Raw genomic sequence first — 17,528 nt, forward strand, 5'->3', positions numbered from 1 at the left:
CACATCAAGAATAATTCTTATTTTTATTTGCCTTATGAGGCTTTACGGAAGGTCAGGTTGTAGCGGAAGGCATCCGTCAAGGGATGGAAACCGGGTTTGAGCGGCAAAATACCGTGGTAAAAAAGCCGGGAAGCACCGCCCCATACCACGACATCACTGTGCTCCAGCATGACGCGTTTGAGCGGGTCGCTCCGCTGCAGGCCGCCAAACTGAAATACCGCAGGCAGTCCGAGCGAGACAGAGACAATCGGCTGGCCGAGATTGGGTTCATCCTTGTCCTGATGCAGCGACAGTTTAGTGCCGGGCGCGTAACGGTTAATAAGACACGCATCCGGCTCAAAGTTGGGATAACCCGCGGCAAGAGAAGCCCGGTCTGAAAGCGCCCGGAAGGCTGCGGGGATCTGCGGCCAGGGCTGGCCGGTCTGCGAGTCCTCAGGAGAATACAGGTAGCCGTGCTGATTGGTGCTCCAGCCAACGCTGCCGCAGTTGGTCATCGCAACCGACATAATATGCCCTCCGGGGGTGACCATATGGCGGAACGGTGCCTGTTGCGCCAGGCTGTGGATGTCCATCATCAGGGCAGCGGCTTCATCCCGCGCAAAACGGCGTAAAATTGTCGCCCCCTCGGCCAGCGGCTCTTCCCACGGTTCATCCCCGGCAAACAAGTCCAGCATTACTCCTCCTGTCGTTGCGCTTCGTTTTCCAGCAGCTGACGTTTACGCTCCACGCCCCAGCGGTAGCCGGAGAGGCTGCCGTCGTTACGAATAACGCGATGGCAAGGAATGACAATGGCCAGGGTGTTGGCCGCACAGGCTCCGGCCACCGCTCGTACTGCACCGGGCCTGCCGATGCGGGCGGCTAATTCACGATAGCTAACCGTCTCTCCCGGCGGGATAGCCCGCAGAGCCTGCCAGACTTGCTGTTGAAACGCCGTCCCGCGGATATCCAGCGGCAGGCTAAATTCTGTTCCTGGCGCTTCAATAAAGCTCACTACCTGAGCCACGCGGGCGGCAAATTTGTCGTCGCCAGCGGTAAGCAGCGAGCGAGGAAACTCGGCTTCAAGTTCATGGATCAGCGCTTCGGGGCTTTCGCCCAGCAAGATAGCGCAAATTCCACGTTCACTTTCTGCAACCAGAAACTCGCCCAGCCGACAGCTGCCCACCACAAACTGGATGCTGGCGCTCACCCCACCACGGCGATACTGGCTGGCGGTCATGCCGAGCGCGGAATCGGCCTGGTGATAAAAGGCGCTGCCGGACTGAAAACCTGCATCATAGATGGCGCGCGTCACCTCTTTGCCCTGGGCAAGCTCCTCGCGCAGGCGGCGTGCCCGGTGGGCTTTTTGCCAGGCGTTTGGCGTTAAGCCGGTGACGCTTTTAAACAGCCGGTGAAAATGGAAGCTGCTCATCGCGACCCGCCCCGCCAGCTCATCCAGCGTTAGCGGAGAGACGCTGGCCTCAATAATACGGCAGGCTTCCTCGATACGCGCAACGCGCTGAAGCTCAGGAGACAGTTTATCCGGCTGGCAGCGTTTACAGGCACGGAAGCCCGCGTTTTGTGCGGCCTCCGGGGTACTAAAAAATTCCGTATTTTCACGCAGCGGGCGGCGGGCGCTACAGGAAGGTCGGCAAAATATACCGGTGGTTTTGACGGCGAAAACAAATTCGCCGTCTGCCCCGGCGTCGCGTGCCTCTACAGCCTGCCAGCGCTGCTGTTGAGTGATGTAATCGTTATGCTGTTTCATGGCTGTAACCTCATGCTTATCGTAACGATACCATCATGGACTGGCTTGCCGGATGAAAAACCCGCGTTCTTGCTTTTTAATTTTTCTCGCTAAGCAGGAAGGTTTTAAACTGAGGCGACATCCAGCTGCGGAACCCGTCGCCTTCTTTACTGATGAGGTAGACCGCAAGCCCTTCTTTCTCAGCAACCTGTTTCGCCTTTTCCTCACCCAGCACCATCAGCCCGGTATCCCAGCCGTCTGCTTCCATTGCTGTCGGCGCGATAACCGTTGCCGACACCAGTTTATGTTCGATTGGCCGCCCGGTTTGCGGATTGATGATGTGTGAAATACGTTTCCCGTCCAGCTCATAATAGTTGCGATAGCTGCCGGATGTGCTGATGCCGTGACCGTTGACATCCACCATCGCCTGTACCGCATTCTCGCGATCCGTCGGCTTCTGGATAGCCACTCGCCATGCTTTCCCCTGCGGGTTGGTGCCGCGCGTGGTGACAGCGCCCCCAACTGAAACAAGGTAGCGACTAATGCCGTTTTGCTCCATCAGGCGCGCAAGATGATCCGCCGCGTAGCCTTCGCCGATGGTCGAGAGATCGACATACAGGCCGGGCAGATCTTTTTGTAACCATTGCTTCCCGGAAGCGTTAATCACCTTCAGATGCTGTAAGCCGGTCAGCGCTTTCGCGGCGTCTATTTGCGCCTGGTTTGGCGTATGCGGAGGCTGTTTGTCCGGCCCGAATCCCCAAAGGTTGACCAGCGGCCCAACGGTGATATCCATCGCGCCATCGGTCTTTGCTCCAATACGCAGCGCCATAGTAATGATATCGCTCATCGCCTCGCTCACCGGGTAAGGCTCTGTGCTGGCCGACTGGTTAAAAAGCGACAACGCCGACTCTTTTTTCCAGGTCGACATCAGCCAGTCATCACCGTCAAGCTGAGCCTGAATTTTGTCTTTAAGCTGCGCTTGCTGAGCTTTATCCACCCCGGCCAGGCTGACCCGCCAGTAAGTCCCCATGGTTTTACCTTCCAGCACCAGCCCGTTCGCAGCGTCGTTTTGCTGGTTATCACAGCCGACGAGGGCTAAAAGAGCCACGGCAAACCAGCCGCGACGAATAATGCGTAAATCCATGGTGTTTTCTCTCCTGTTTCGGGAGTGCAAGAGTACAACAAAAGGAAAAATCAGGTGAACCGGGCGGCTATTCATTGAGGTTTCAGACATAAAAAAGGCGCCTTTCGGCGCCTTAGATTCACAATCGCGTGGATTAGAACTGGTAAACCAGGCCTACACCCACAACGTCATCAGTAGTGATGCCGGTTGCTTTAGTGAAGTCATTTTTGTCCAGCAGGTTGATTTTGTAGTCAACGTAGGTGGACATGTTTTTGTTGAAGTAGTAAGTCGCGCCAACATCAACATATTTCAGGATATCCTGGCTGCCGTAACCTTCGATGTTCTTACCTTTAGACTGCAGGTAAGCGATGGATGGACGCAGGCCGAAGTCGAACTGGTACTGAGCAACAACTTCGAAGTTCTGAGCTTTGTTAGCGAAGCCAGACTTGTTGATTGCGGTTGCGTTGTAGCTCTGAGTGTACTGAGTAGCCAGGTAGATGTTGTTGGCATCATATTTCAGGCCACCGGTGTAGGTAGTTGCGTCATCACCGTGACCCAGTACGCCAACGCCGTTCTGATCGCTGGTACGTTTAGAGCTGGAAACAGCAGAACCTACGCTGAAGCCTTCGCCCAGAGCATAAGTCAGGGAGCCGCCGAAGCCGTCACCGTTCTGATTTACAATGCTACGGCCGCCATCTTGTTTAGCTTCGCCAGACTGGCTACCGTTTTTACCCTGGTACTGCAGAGCAAAGTTCAGGCCATCAACCAGACCGAAGAAGTCGGTGTTACGGTAGGTTGCAACGCCGTTAGCACGAGACTGCAGGAAGTTGTCCGCACCGTAGGTATCGCCACCGAATTCTGGCAGCACGTCGGTCCAGGAAGTTACGTCGTAAACAACGCCGTAGTTACGACCGTAGTCGAAAGAACCTGCATCGCCAAATTTCAGACCAGCAAATGCCAGACGAGTCCACGCCTGATCGCTTGCGCCTTCTTCTTTGTTTGCCTGAACGTTGTATTCCCACTGGCCGTAACCGGTCAGTTGGTCATTGATTTGGGTTTCGCCCTTGAAGCCGAAACGAACGTAGGTTTTGTCGCCGTCAGAGCCTTTGTCATTGGAGAAATAATGCAGACCGTCTACTTTACCGTAGAGGTCTAATTTATTGCCGTCTTTGTTATAAATTTCGGCTGCATTTGCAGCGCCTGCTACCAGCAGAGCCGGTACCAGAAGGGATAGTGCTTTAACTTTCATCTTATTAACCCTCTGTTATATGCCTTATTTTATTTACCACTGCTTACTGATTAACCCTCTAATCAGTCGGCAAATTCATTGTCCAAAACAAACACCGATTAATCCAACAAGAATATGATACGAAAACTATATAGATGTTTCATTTAGCCATATAGATGTATCAAAATGTAAATGCAAGGGAACTTTTTTCAGCACGAATAGCTAATAATATAAGCACGAATAATCAAAAAATAACAACAGCAGATTAAAAACAATAACTTACTAGCAAATTAAAAAAGTAGCACTGAATGATAATTTTTTTCCCACATTCGGATATAAAATCACTCTCGCTATCATCATTAACTTTATTTATTACCGTCATTCGAATCTGAATGTCCGTTTACCCCTATTAGTACCGGATGCCCGCATCCGGTTTTTTTTACCTTCCTTTACACAACTTTAATATCCGTGTGCTATCCACGCAATTTATAACGTCTGTTAATCAATCAATCTGCTCTTTTTCTCCCTATTTCATTGTGGATACGGATTTTTCTTAAAGTAGCAATTTTAGGGTGATGCCGATGTACGGAAAAATTATCTGTACACTTCCCGAGCAGCTGTACAAATATCCTGCGTCATTTTTGTGAGAAAGCTTATTTAAGGATTTTTCCTAATAATCAGTCACCTGAAAAACTCGCCGGAACCCCCTATACTGCGTCAGGCTGCCAACAGTAACGATGACGTCACCGCCAGATAAAGGTATTCTTAATGTCGGCATGCGTGAAGGCGCAAAGGCTACACCGCCTCCCCTTTCGGTTGGCGTTCTATAATCCTGGATTGGCGAGGTTTCGCCGGGTTGCATACATATAATGAGCCAGTCTGAGACTACTTCGCTAAATAAGTTTTCGCTGTTTCCCGGCAACATCACACGCTTCTTTCTACTGCTGATAGTCGTTCTGCTGGTGGCGATGGGCGTGCTGGTGCAAAGCGCCGTTAACGCCTGGCTAAAAGATAAAAGCTACCAGATTGTCGATATCACTCATGCGTTACATAAGCGAGTAGAGACCTACCGCTACGCTACCTGGCAAATCTACGACAATATCGCCACCGCACCCGCCGCTTCCGGTGAAGGGCTACAGGAAACGCGCCTGCGCCAGGACGTTTATTATCTCGACAAGCCCCGCAGCAAGACCGAGGCGCTGATTTTTGGCTCCCACGACAGTTCCACCCTGGAAATGACCCAGCGTATCTCCGGCTATCTGGACACGCTTTGGGGTGCGGAAAATAGCCCGTGGTCGATGTATTACCTCAACGGCCAGGACAACAGCATGATCCTGGTCTCCACGCTGCCGCTAAAAGACCTCTCTTCAGGCTTTAAAGATTCCGGCGTGGGCACCATCGTTGACTCGCGCCGCGCGGAGATGCTGCAACAGGCCAATGCCCTGGATGAGCGGGAAAGCTTCTCGCCGCTGCGCAAGCTTAACTGGCAGAACGGCCACTATTTCACCCTGCGCACCACCTTCAACCAGCCGGGCCACCTGGCAACGGTCGTCGCTTTTGATTTGCCTATTAATGACCTTATCCCACCGGCCATGTCGCTGGACAGCTTCCAGCTTGAGCCGGACGACCACCAGCTCGCGGCAACAAATGCAGCGGATAAGGACGATCCGGATAGCGTAAGCATCAACTTTAACAGCGCTCGTATCGAAATTACCGCTCCGGTAGCGACCACCCAGCTTCAGCTGGTATGGCAGGTACCTTTTGGTACGCTGATGATGGATACGCTGCAAAATATTCTGATGCCGCTACTGCTGAATCTTGCCCTGCTTGGGCTGGCCGTATTTGGCTTTGCCACCTTCCGCCAACAGCCTCAGCGCCAGCCAGAGAGTAATCAGGGCAACGGTGAGCTACAGATCCTGCGCGCGCTGAATGAGGAGATTGTCGCCATTCTTCCGCTGGGTTTGCTGGTTCATGACCTGGATGCCAACCGCACCGTTATCAGCAATAAAATTGCCGACCACCTGCTGCCGCATCTGAATTTGCAGAACATTATTTCGATGGCGGATCAACATCAGGGCGTGATCCAGGCGACGGTGAACAATGAATTGTATGAGATTCGCCAGTTCCGCAGCCAAATAGCTCCCCGCACCCAGATTTTTGTTATCCGCGATCAGGATCGTGAAATTCTGGTGAATAAGAAGCTCAAGCAGGCCCAGCGCCTGTATGAGAAAAACCAGCAGGGACGCGCGGCCTTTATGCAGCACATTGGTGAAGCGCTACAGTTGCCGGCAAAACAGCTCGCCGAGCATGCTGCCAGCATTGCCGACAGCCCCCACCTGCAACTTGCCAACGATGCTCAAACCATCGTGAGGCTGGTGGATGAAATCCAGTTGCTGAATATGCTGGAAGCTGACAGCTGGAAAAGCAGCCCTGGCGAGTTTGCCATTCAGGCGCTTATCGACGAGGTGGCGCTTTCCATGCTGCCAATTATCAAGCGCAAAGGGCTGCAGCTTCTGATAAACAACAACCTGCCTGCCGATGAAAAACGCCACGGTGACAGGGACGTTCTGCGGAAGATCCTTGAACTGCTGCTGCACTATTCGGTCACCACCACGCAGATAGGCAAAATCACGCTTGAGATCTGCGAAGAAGAAGCGGGACCGGATCGCCTGCTGTTCCGCGTGCTGGATACCGGCAGCGGAATAGGCGGCGGTGAAGTGGATAACCTGCACTTCCCGTTCCTCAACGAGACCAGCGAAGATCGCTACGGCCAGGCCAACGGGCTGGCGTTCTATCTTTGCGATCGTCTGGCGCGCAAGCTGGGCGGCCACCTGAATATCAAAACGCGCCCGGATATTGGTACGCGCTATAATTTACACATCAGAATGGCCGCTGAACCGCAGCCTGAAGCTCAGGAAGAGAAGCTGCTCGATGACGTGGTAGCGATGCTCGACATCACCTCCAACGAGGTGCGCAGTATCGTAACCCGCATGCTGGAAAACTGGGGGGCCAACTGCATCTCCCCGGATGAAAGATTATCGAGTCAAGAGTTTGATATCTTCCTTACTGATAATCCGTCTAATCTTACTGCTTCGGGCTTGCTTTTAAGCGATGATGAAAACGGGATTCGGAAAATCGCTCCCGGCCAGTTCAGGGTGAACTTTAATATCAGTAACGCCATGCAGGATGCCGTTCTGCAACTGATTGAAAACCAACTGGCGGAGGAAGAAACACCTGACTCGCCTCTGGGCGGCGATGAAAACGCTCAGCTACACGCCAGCGGTTATTACGCGCTGTTTGTCGACACGGTACCGGAAGATGTAAGCAGACTGTATACTGAATCTGCAGCGGGCGACTTTGCCGCGCTGGCCCAGACGGCTCACCGCCTGAAGGGCGTGTTTGCGATGCTTAATTTGGTACCCGGCAAGCAATTATGTGAAACGTTAGAGCATCATATTCGCGAGAGCGATGCTCCCAACATACAAAAATATATCAGCGACATTGATGCTTACGTCAAAAGTCTGCTGTAGCAAGGTAGCCTATTACATGAACAGTATGAACGTAATTATTGCCGACGACCATCCGATTGTTCTGTTCGGCATTCGTAAGTCCCTCGAGCAGATCGAGTGGGTGAATGTTGTTGGTGAATTTGAAGATTCCACAGCACTTATCAATAACTTACCGAAGCTTGAAGCCAACGTCCTTATTACCGATCTCTCAATGCCGGGAGATAAATACGGCGACGGCATCACGCTGATTAAATACATCAAGCGCCACTTCCCGAGCCTGTCGATTATCGTTCTGACCATGAACAACAACCCGGCTATCCTTAGCGCGGTGCTGGACCTGGATATCGAAGGTATCGTGCTGAAACAGGGCGCACCAACCGACCTGCCAAAAGCGCTGGCCGCGTTGCAGAAAGGCAAGAAATTCACCCCTGAGAGCGTTTCACGCCTGCTGGAAAAAATCAGCGCTGGCGGCTACGGGGACAAACGCCTGTCTCCGAAGGAGAGCGAGGTTCTGCGCCTGTTCGCCGAAGGCTTCCTCGTCACCGAGATTGCCCGCAAGCTTAACCGCAGCATTAAAACCATCAGCAGCCAGAAGAAGTCGGCGATGATGAAGCTGGGCGTCGAAAACGATATCGCCCTGCTCAACTATCTCTCTTCCGTGAGCCTGACCCCGGCGGACAAGGAGTAAGCACTCCCCTACCCGGCCCGGAAAGAAAAAGCCCCCGTTTAATCACGGGGGCTTTTTTATCACTAAGGAAAACTTCACGCATCCCGCGAGCTGCGGACCCGCGCGGCATAAACCGCCAGCGTTTGTTTAATCACATCCAGCGTAACCGGCTTCGACAGGCAGCTGTCCATGCCCGACTCGAGGCAGCGCTGCTTCTCCTCCGCCAGGGCGTTTGCCGTGACGCCAATTACCGGCAGCGTCAGCCCCAGCTGGCGTATACGCTGGGTCAAACGGTAGCCGTCCATGTTCGGCATGTTGACGTCGCTAAGTACGATATCGATATGATTTTTGCTCAGGACATTTAGCGCATCAACGCCGTCGTTCGCCGTTTTACACTGATACCCCAGAGAACCCAGCTGATCTGCCAGCAGACGGCGGTTGATCGGGTGATCGTCCACGACCAGAATCATCATGTCGTCGTTTTGCTCGTCGCTTTCATTTACCGCCGCGAGCGCCGGCGAACTGCCCGGCACCTCAACATCAATACTGTAAATCCGGCCTAACAGCGGCAGCAGCTCGTGCGGAGCGGCAACGCTATGCACCCAGCGACCCGGCTCAAACTCGGCGGGAATACCAATATGGCGGCGGCAGAAAACAATCGCCGCCCTCCCGGCCCACGGCTCATCAAGGGTATCATCGGTTATCAGGATATCGTCGCTGCCCGGCGTCTCACCCGCCCAACGCTGGGCCATGAGACCATTGCCGGTCAACAGCGCTTCAAGATAGCTATTCAGATAATCGTTGCGTACCGCCAGCCAGCAGCGCTTGCCCGCCAGCCCTTCAACATTATTTTTCGGCGCAAACTGCGCCTGATAAAGCGGTATACGCACCGTAAACTGGCTGCCCATGCCCGATTCGGTATCCACCGAAATATCGCCGTCCATCATGCTGATAAGCTTTTCACAAATCGCCAGACCCAGTCCGGTGCCCTGGAAGTTACGCTGCACGCCGGTTCCCACCTGGAAGAAGGGATCGAACAGCCGGGTCACCTCTTTGGTCGGAATACCGACGCCGGTATCACGCACGCGGAAGCTCAGATAGTCGCCGTTTACCGAGACATGCAGAATAATGCAGCCGATGTCGGTGAACTTAATCGCGTTGCTCAGCAGGTTGGAAATAACCTGCTGAAGGCGCATCGGGTCGCCCTGCAATGTCAGCGGCACATCTGAGTCGATAAAGCAGTAAAGTCCGAGCTGTTTACGCACCACCAGCGGTAAATAGTTAGCGGTGATATGGCTCATCACCTCGCGCGGTGAAAACTCGCGCGGCTCGATTTTCAGCTGCTCGGACTCAATTTTAGAGAAGTCGAGAATATCGCTGATAATTTTCAGCAGCAGGCTCGATGAATTGTTCATCGCCGTGACCAGCCTGTCCACGCCCTTCGGTAGCTCTTTGGTTTGCAGCAGATCAAGGTTGCCGATGATGCCGTACAGCGGCGTACGCAACTCGTGGCTGACGGTAGCGAGGAACATTGATTTCGACTGGCTTGCCTGCTCAGAAGCCTGCGCCATCTCCTGCAACGACTCTTCCATCTTCACGCGCGCGCTTACGTCCACCAGCACGCAGATAGCCACGTTCTCATTACGGTAGCGGGAGTGAACAAAGCTAATTTGCAGATTGGTATGGTTGCTGGTCAGCACGTCCACGAAGTTCACCTGCTGCCCGCAGATAATTTGCGTCAGCCGCTGCCTGTCTTCGTGGGTGAGCATATTGAGGTAGTTATGCGCCAGTTCGTTACTCAGAATATTGGTGCCGTCCTGGGTGCGCAGAATACAAATGCCCACCGGCGCGGAGGCAACAATTTTGCGGTTAAACTGCTCGTGCTCTTCCAGCCGCTGTGCGTCGCTCTCGGCGGGAATAAATATCCGTCGCTCGTACATCCTCGCCAGGGTGAACAGCACAATGCCGACCAGTACGTTAAGCAGCAGCGCATTCAGAATAAGCATACGGATACGTTCCAGCACCAGGTCAACCGGCACCGAATAGATAACGCTCAGGGATGAAGGCGGCAGGTTCTTCTTCAATACCAGCGCTTTAAAGCCTGAGGTGTAGCCAAACCATGAACGATCCTGGATCCAGCGATTTTCCGGTTCCACGCGAGATTCCGGGCCGGTCAGAGAAATCAGCGGATGGCCGTTTTCATCAAGAATAGTCACGCCGATAGGCAGCGTTCCGGGAGTAATAAAGTTCTCGATGCGCACCGTCTGCTCAATACCCAGCAGCGCCTGAAGACGCGTGCCCAGATAGACCGGCGTCAGGGTATAGAAATAGCCAATTCCGGGGCGCGGCCCCTGGCCAATCCAGTAGATGCTGTTGGCGCGCTCATCCTGCGGTGCGGTGCGGTACTTCATGATGCGCTCATGCAGCGTTTTCAGCGCGTTCTCGCGCTCCAGCGGCATATCGCGCAGGCCAAAATCAGCCATGCAAAGATTGTCACCCCCGATCAGAAATACGCGGTTCAAGTCATAAGCGGCGGAGAAGTTGTCGCGCCAATAGCGCAGGAACCAGGACAGGGATTGCAGCGAGCTACGCCATGTCGCGCTGACCGCCGAGCAGTCCGAGTCAGGAAACAGCGGCATAAACGTTGGCGCATCCGGCTTCGTTTCGCTTTGCTCGAGCGGCGGCAGTACGCCATTCGGGGCGGTGAGACGGTTTTCAGCAATATACTTCAGCTCTTTCACCACATCCGAGGTGCGCTGAATATAGCGCTGGGCCTGGTCAAAGCTGATATTAAATTCCTGACGAATTTCCGACTCTTTATCGTGCAGCGCGTTGACGATGTAAAACACGGAAAACAGCGCAATCAGCAGCCAGAGCAAAAGCGCCAGCGCCCTGAAAAGGTAGCGCGAGATTTTAAGGGTGCTGCGAAAAGAGACGAGATATTTCAAATTTGGCCTGGGCGGTGCGAGAGCGAATAAATTGAGATGCGCTTAAGGTAGCCGCAAAACCCTTGTCCCGCAACGGCAAACAAAAAGGGCCGCCGAAGCGACCCTTTATTGACAGACAATTTCGGATTATTCTTCCGCGTCGTCCGCTACATCATCATCGGCTTCCGCTTCCGCTTCCGGGGCGATTTCATCGTCACCTTCCGCTACGCTACCGTCGATGCTGTCCAGCTCTTCGTCGTCCACCGGCTCGGCCACGCGCTGCAGGCCGACCACGTTCTCATCTTCCGCAGTACGGATGAGGATAACGCCCTGGGTGTTACGCCCAACTACGCTGACTTCCGAAACGCGAGTACGCACCAGCGTACCGGCATCGGTAATCATCATAATCTGGTCGGTATCTTCCACCTGCACCGCGCCGACAACGCTGCCGTTACGCTCGGTGACCTTAATGGAGATAACGCCCTGAGTTGCGCGAGACTTGGTTGGGTATTCCGCAGCCGCGGTACGCTTACCGTAACCATTCTGCGTGACGGTCAGGATTGACCCTTCGCCGCGTGGAATAATCAGGGAAACAACTTTGTCTTCGCCCGCCAGCTTGATGCCGCGAACGCCTGTTGCGGTTCGGCCCATGGTACGAACGGCGTCTTCTTTAAAGCGCACCACTTTACCTGCGGCTGAGAACAGCATGGCTTCGTCGCTACCGTTGGTCAGGTCAACGCCAATCAGTTCATCGCCCTCGTTAAGGTTAACGGCGATGATACCGGCAGAACGCGGACGGCTGAAATCGGTCAGCGCGGTTTTCTTCACGGTGCCGCTTGCAGTAGCCATAAAGACGTTAACCCCTTCGGCGTACTCGCGTACCGGCAGAATAGCCGTAATACGTTCATTCGCTTCCAGCGGCAACAGGTTGACGATTGGGCGGCCACGCGCACCACGGCTCGCTTCCGGCAGCTGATAGACTTTCATCCAGTACAGACGACCACGGCTGGAGAACAGCAGAATGGTGTCGTGGGTGTTGGCCACCAGCAGGCGGTCGATAAAGTCTTCTTCTTTAATACGGGCGGCGGACTTACCTTTGCCCCCGCGGCGCTGAGCTTCATAGTCGGTCAGCGGCTGATACTTCACATAGCCCTGGTGAGACAGGGTGACCACCACATCTTCCTGGTTGATCAGATCTTCAATGTTGATATCGGCGGTGTTGGCGGTGATTTCGGTGCGACGGTTATCGCCGAACTGATCGCGCATCGCTTCCAGCTCTTCGCGAATCACTTCCATCAGGCGCTCGGCGCTGCCAAGAATATGCAGCAACTCGGCAATTTGCTCCAGCAGCTCTTTATACTCGTCGAGCAGTTTTTCGTGCTCAAGGCCGGTCAGTTTCTGCAAGCGCAGATCCAGAATCGCCTGAGCCTGCTGCTCGGTAAGGAAGTATTTACCGTCGCGGATACCAAATTCAGGCTCCAGCCACTCAGGGCGTGCCGCGTCGTCACCGGCGCGTTCCAGCATCGCGGCAACGTTACCCAGATCCCACGAACGAGCAATCAGGCCAGCTTTCGCCTCTGCGGCGTTTGGCGAGTTGCGAATCAGCTCGATGATCGGGTCGATGTTCGCCAGCGCGATAGCCAGACCTTCGAGGATGTGGGCGCGGTCGCGGGCTTTACGCAGCTCGAAAATGGTACGGCGGGTCACCACTTCGCGGCGGTGACGCACGAAGGCAGAAAGAATATCTTTCAGGTTCATTATCTTCGGCTGGCCATGGTGCAGTGCCACCATGTTGATACCGAAGGAAACCTGCAGCTGAGTCTGCGAATAAAGGTTATTGAGCACCACTTCGCCAACGGCGTCGCGTTTGATCTCAATGACGATGCGCATGCCGTCTTTATCAGACTCGTCGCGCAGCGCGCTAATGCCTTCAACGCGTTTGTCTTTCACCAGCTCGGCGATTTTCTCAATCAGGCGTGCTTTGTTAACCTGGTACGGAATTTCGTGAACGATGATGGTTTCGCGGCCGGTTTTGGCGTCGGCTTCGACTTCCGCGCGGGCGCGAATATAAATTTTGCCGCGGCCGGTGCGGTAGGCTTCTTCAATCCCGCGGCGGCCGTTAATGATGGCGGCAGTCGGGAAATCTGGCCCTGGAATATGTTCCATCAGCCCTTCAACGCTGATGTTCTCGTCTTCGATATAAGCGAGGCAGCCGTTGATGACTTCGGTAATGTTGTGTGGCGGAATGTTGGTCGCCATCCCAACTGCGATACCGGATGAACCGTTTACCAGCAGGTTAGGAATTTTGGTCGGCATAACGTCTGGAATTTTTTCGGTGCCGTCGTAGTTATCGACGAAATCAACCGTATCTTTTTCCAGGTCGGCCATCAGTTCGTGGGCGATTTTCGACATACGGATTTCCGTATAACGCATCGCTGCGGCGGAGTCGCCGTCTACCGAACCGAAGTTGCCCTGGCCGTCAACCAGCATGTAACGCAGGGAAAATGGCTGTGCCATACGGACGATGGTGTCATAAACCGCGGTGTCACCATGAGGGTGATATTTACCGATTACGTCACCAACAACACGGGCGGATTTTTTATATGCTTTGTTCCAGTCATTGCCCAATACGTTCATCGCGTAAAGTACGCGACGGTGTACCGGCTTAAGTCCATCTCGGACATCTGGCAGTGCGCGGCCGACAATAACCGACATCGCATAATCCAGATAGGAGCTCTTCAGCTCTTCCTCAATGTTGACCGGCGTAATTTCTCTGGCAAGGTCGCTCATGTAACCGCTATCCCTCTAGTGTTTTCCCGGATTCAAAGGTCGCAAATTATAACACATGCGGCACTCTGTGGGGAAACCGGAACGCATTTGTCGACGCTTTATTCGCACCGCCAGCCTGATATACTGCCCGCCTCAACATCTGCAAGGAGTCACCGCTGTAATGAATGCTGAAAACCAACCGGTTATGCAGAACGTCGACCACGATGAAATCGCCAAATTTGAAGCCGTTGCTTCGCGCTGGTGGGATCTTGAAGGCGAATTTAAGCCGCTGCATCGCATCAACCCGCTGCGTTTGGGGTATATCAATCAGCGCTCCGGCGGTCTGTTCGGCAAAACCGTGCTGGATGTCGGCTGCGGCGGCGGTATTCTGGCAGAGAGCATGGCGCGCGAAGGGGCCAATGTTACGGGTCTGGATATGGGCTTTGAACCGCTTCAGGTCGCTCGCCTTCATGCGCTGGAAAGCGGAATCAAAGTCGATTATGTCCAGGAGACGGTTGAGCAGCATGCGGACAAACACGCGGGAAAGTACGACGTCGTGACCTGTATGGAAATGCTGGAACATGTGCCAGACCCGCAGTCGGTGGTTCGCGCCTGCGCTCGCCTGGTAAAGCCCGGCGGCCACGTCTTCTTCTCAACCATTAACCGCAACGGCAAAGCCTGGCTGATGGCGGTTGTCGGGGCGGAATACGTGATGCGCATGGTGCCAAAAGGCACCCACGACGTGAAGAAGTTCATCAAACCGGCCGAGCTATTAGGCTGGGTCGATCAGACTCCGCTGCGCGAGCGCCATATTACCGGGCTACATTTCAATCCGCTGACCAACAAATTCAAGCTGGGTCCAGGGGTAGATGTTAATTATATGCTGCATACTGAAGCATAAATCGGCATATCGTATAAGCATTGATTATCGATAATTGCGCGCGACCGGTTGCGCAATTATCGATAGAGTTTAAGAAATCAGCACCCGATCAAAATTTTCATTTTTTTTGCATCCCATTGACAATTCCCTCAGGCCTTACGTGACGTGGACTTAGGAAAAAAGCCCCCCGCTGAACATCATTTTATTGCCGAAATCAATACTTGTACTGAACGGATTCCTTACTAGAATACTCACCATCTAGTGACCATTTTGTCACCCACCCCCTATATGTAGTATTTATCCACAGAGTTAGTCACAGGCTGACGGGTGTGCATAAATCAGGGGAAAACTCATCTCACGGACAGGTAAAACTCACATGAATCAGAGTCTGCTGGTTACCAAGCGCGATGGCAGCAAAGAGCGCATCAATCTGGACAAAATCCATCGAGTGCTCGACTGGGCCGCTGAGGGGCTGAACAACGTTTCCGTTTCTCAGGTAGAGCTGCGTTCCCACATCCAGTTTTATGACGGCATCAAAACCTCTGACATTCATGAAACCATTATTAAGGCCGCTGCCGACCTGATTTCCCGCGACGCGCCGGACTATCAGTATCTCGCCGCACGTCTGGCGATTTTCCACCTGCGTAAAAAAGCCTACGGCCAGTTCGAGCCGCCGAAGCTTTACGATCAGGTAGTTAAAATGGTTGAGCTGGGCAAATACGATCAACATCTGCTGGAAGACTACACGGAAGAAGAGTTCAAGCAGATGGACGATTTCATCGATCACTGGCGTGATATGAACTTCTCCTACGCGGCCGTTAAGCAGCTGGAAGGCAAATATCTGGTGCAGAACCGCGTCTCCGGCGAAATCTACGAGAGCGCGCAGTTCCTTTACATCCTGGTAGCCGCCTGCCTGTTCTCCGGCTACCCGCGTGAAACCCGCCTCAGCTACGTCAAGCGTTTCTATGATGCGGTTTCCACTTTCAAAATTTCCCTGCCTACGCCGATCATGTCCGGCGTGCGCACCCCGACTCGCCAGTTCAGCTCCTGCGTACTGATCGAGTGCGGCGACAGCCTGGACTCCATTAACGCGACGTCCAGCGCTATTGTGAAATACGTTTCCCAGCGTGCAGGCATCGGTATTAACGCCGGCCGCATCCGTGCTCTGGGTAGCCCTATCCGCGGCGGTGAAGCGTTCCACACCGGCTGTATCCCGTTCTACAAGCACTTCCAGACCGCGGTTAAGTCCTGCTCTCAGGGCGGCGTGCGCGGCGGGGCTGCGACCCTGTTCTACCCAATGTGGCACCTGGAAGTCGAAAGCCTGCTGGTACTGAAAAACAACCGCGGCGTTGAAGGCAACCGCGTGCGTCATATGGACTATGGCGTGCAGATTAACAAACTGATGTACACCCGCCTGCTTAAGGGCGAGGACATCACTCTGTTCAGCCCGTCCGACGTCCCGGGGCTGTACGACGCGTTCTTCGCCGACCAAGAGAAGTTCGAGAGCCTGTACACTAAATATGAGAAAGACGACAGCATCCGCAAACAGCGCGTGAAGGCGGTCGAGCTGTTCTCCCTGATGATGCAGGAACGCGCCTCTACCGGCCGTATCTACATCCAGAACGTTGACCACTGTAACACCCACAGCCCGTTCGACCCGGCAATTGCTCCGGTTCGCCAGTCCAACCTGTGCCTGGAAATCGCCCTGCCGACCAAGCCGCTGGACGATGTGAACGACGAAAACGGCGAAATTGCGCTCTGCACCCTCTCCGCATTCAACCTGGGCGTTATCAACAGCCTGGACGATCTGGAAGAGATGGCCGTGCTGGCGGTTCGCGCTCTGGACGCCCTGCTCGACTACCAGGATTACCCAATTCTGGCGGCTAAACGTGGCGCAATGGGCCGCCGTACGCTGGGTATTGGCGTGATCAACTTCGCCTATTACCTGGCAAAACATGGCGTACGTTATTCCGACGGCAGCGCCAATAACCTGACGCACAAGACCTTCGAAGCCATTCAGTATTATCTGCTGAAAGCCTCTAACGAGCTGGCAAAAGAGCAAGGTGCCTGCCCGTGGTTCAACGAAACCACCTACGCCAAAGGCATCCTGCCGATCGACACCTACAAGAAAGATTTGGATGCGATCAGCAACGAGCCGCTGCACCTGGACTGGGAAGCGCTGCGTGAGTCCATCAAAACTCACGGCCTGCGTAACTCCACGCTCTCCGCCCTGATGCCGTCTGAGACCTCTTCGCAGATCTCTAACGCCACCAACGGCATCGAGCCACCGCGCGGCCATATCAGCATTAAAGCCTCGAAAGACGGTATCCTGCGCCAGGTGGTGCCTGATTACGAGCGTCTGAAAGATAACTACGAGCTGCTGTGGGAAATGCCGAATAACGACGGTTACCTCCAGCTGGTTGGCCTGATGCAGAAGTTTATCGACCAGTCGATCTCCGCCAACACCAACTACGACCCAACGCGCTTCCCGTCTGGTAAAGTACCGATGCAGCAGCTGCTGAAGGACTTGCTCACCGCCTATAAATTTGGCGTGAAGACCCTTTACTACCAAAACACCCGCGACGGGGCCGAAGATACCCAGGATGACCTGGCACCTTCTATCCAGGACGATGGCTGCGAAAGCGGCGCTTGCAAAATCTAACGCTTAATCCCCTCGCAAGAGGGGATTTTTTCGACGCATC

Annotated in this window: 10 protein-coding genes; 4 read left to right on the forward strand and 6 right to left on the reverse strand. The window is 54.0% G+C overall.

Features of this window, described 5'->3' with window-relative positions:
* Positions 1–32: 32 nt before the first annotated feature.
* From alkB to HMPREF0201_RS14100, 4 genes are all read right to left on the reverse strand, one after another.
* The gene (gene alkB, locus HMPREF0201_RS14085) at positions 33–674 is read right to left on the reverse strand and encodes a DNA oxidative demethylase AlkB (RefSeq protein ID WP_016537393.1); all 642 of its coding nucleotides are present in this window, start codon (positions 672–674) and stop codon (positions 33–35) included.
* Positions 674–1,744, reverse strand: coding sequence for a bifunctional DNA-binding transcriptional regulator/O6-methylguanine-DNA methyltransferase Ada (gene ada / locus HMPREF0201_RS14090; RefSeq protein WP_016537394.1), 1,071 nt, complete (start codon positions 1,742–1,744; stop codon positions 674–676). The genes alkB and ada overlap by 1 nt, the downstream gene beginning before the upstream one ends.
* Before the next feature lie 76 nt (positions 1,745–1,820).
* Positions 1,821–2,867 (reverse strand): FAD:protein FMN transferase ApbE, encoded by a 1,047-nt coding sequence (gene apbE, locus HMPREF0201_RS14095; protein WP_016537395.1) that lies wholly within the window; start codon positions 2,865–2,867, stop codon positions 1,821–1,823.
* Positions 2,868–3,000: 133 nt separating this feature from the next.
* On the reverse strand, positions 3,001–4,095 hold the full coding sequence (locus tag HMPREF0201_RS14100) for a porin OmpC (RefSeq protein ID WP_016537396.1): 1,095 nt from the start codon (positions 4,093–4,095) through the stop codon (positions 3,001–3,003).
* Positions 4,096–4,943: 848 nt separating this feature from the next.
* Between HMPREF0201_RS14100 and rcsD the strand changes: the two genes are divergently transcribed.
* Both rcsD and rcsB read left to right on the forward strand, forming a co-directional pair.
* Positions 4,944–7,604, forward strand: coding sequence for a phosphotransferase RcsD (rcsD, locus tag HMPREF0201_RS14105; RefSeq protein ID WP_016537398.1), 2,661 nt, complete (start codon positions 4,944–4,946; stop codon positions 7,602–7,604).
* 16 nt (positions 7,605–7,620) lie between these two features.
* Positions 7,621–8,271, forward strand: coding sequence for a response regulator transcription factor RcsB (rcsB, locus tag HMPREF0201_RS14110; RefSeq protein ID WP_016537399.1), 651 nt, complete (start codon positions 7,621–7,623; stop codon positions 8,269–8,271).
* A gap of 74 nt (positions 8,272–8,345) precedes the next feature.
* Here the strand turns inward: rcsB and rcsC are convergent, their stop codons facing one another.
* Entirely contained in the window at positions 8,346–11,198 is a 2,853-nt protein-coding gene (gene rcsC, locus HMPREF0201_RS14115; RefSeq protein ID WP_016537400.1) for a two-component system sensor histidine kinase RcsC, read from the reverse strand.
* 126 nt (positions 11,199–11,324) lie between these two features.
* Positions 11,325–13,967, reverse strand: coding sequence for a DNA topoisomerase (ATP-hydrolyzing) subunit A (gyrA, locus tag HMPREF0201_RS14120; protein ID WP_016537402.1), 2,643 nt, complete (start codon positions 13,965–13,967; stop codon positions 11,325–11,327).
* 160 nt (positions 13,968–14,127) lie between these two features.
* Between gyrA and ubiG the strand changes: the two genes are divergently transcribed.
* Positions 14,128–14,847 carry a bifunctional 2-polyprenyl-6-hydroxyphenol methylase/3-demethylubiquinol 3-O-methyltransferase UbiG gene (ubiG, locus tag HMPREF0201_RS14125; protein ID WP_016537403.1) on the forward strand — a complete coding sequence of 240 codons (720 nt, stop codon included), beginning with the start codon at positions 14,128–14,130 and terminating at the stop codon, positions 14,845–14,847.
* A gap of 355 nt (positions 14,848–15,202) precedes the next feature.
* On the forward strand, positions 15,203–17,488 hold the full coding sequence (gene nrdA, locus HMPREF0201_RS14130; RefSeq protein WP_016537404.1) for a class 1a ribonucleoside-diphosphate reductase subunit alpha: 2,286 nt from the start codon (positions 15,203–15,205) through the stop codon (positions 17,486–17,488).
* Positions 17,489–17,528 lie beyond the last annotated feature (40 nt).

Source organism: Cedecea davisae DSM 4568 (assembly GCF_000412335.2).
Lineage (GTDB): Bacteria > Pseudomonadota > Gammaproteobacteria > Enterobacterales > Enterobacteriaceae > Cedecea > Cedecea davisae.

Excerpts from the sequence above, each read along its gene's own strand:
- gyrA (WP_016537402.1), bottom strand. The coding sequence starts at position 13,967 with ATGAGCGACCTTGCCAGAGAAATTACGCCGGTCAACATTGAGGAAGAG.
- rcsB (WP_016537399.1), top strand. The coding sequence starts at position 7,621 with ATGAACAGTATGAACGTAATTATTGCCGACGACCATCCGATTGTTCTG.
- HMPREF0201_RS14100 (WP_016537396.1), bottom strand. The coding sequence starts at position 4,095 with ATGAAAGTTAAAGCACTATCCCTTCTGGTACCGGCTCTGCTGGTAGCA.
- nrdA (WP_016537404.1), top strand. The coding sequence starts at position 15,203 with ATGAATCAGAGTCTGCTGGTTACCAAGCGCGATGGCAGCAAAGAGCGC.
- alkB (WP_016537393.1), bottom strand. The coding sequence starts at position 674 with ATGCTGGACTTGTTTGCCGGGGATGAACCGTGGGAAGAGCCGCTGGCC.
- ada (WP_016537394.1), bottom strand. The coding sequence starts at position 1,744 with ATGAAACAGCATAACGATTACATCACTCAACAGCAGCGCTGGCAGGCT.
- apbE (WP_016537395.1), bottom strand. The coding sequence starts at position 2,867 with ATGGATTTACGCATTATTCGTCGCGGCTGGTTTGCCGTGGCTCTTTTA.
- rcsD (WP_016537398.1), top strand. The coding sequence starts at position 4,944 with ATGAGCCAGTCTGAGACTACTTCGCTAAATAAGTTTTCGCTGTTTCCC.
- ubiG (WP_016537403.1), top strand. The coding sequence starts at position 14,128 with ATGAATGCTGAAAACCAACCGGTTATGCAGAACGTCGACCACGATGAA.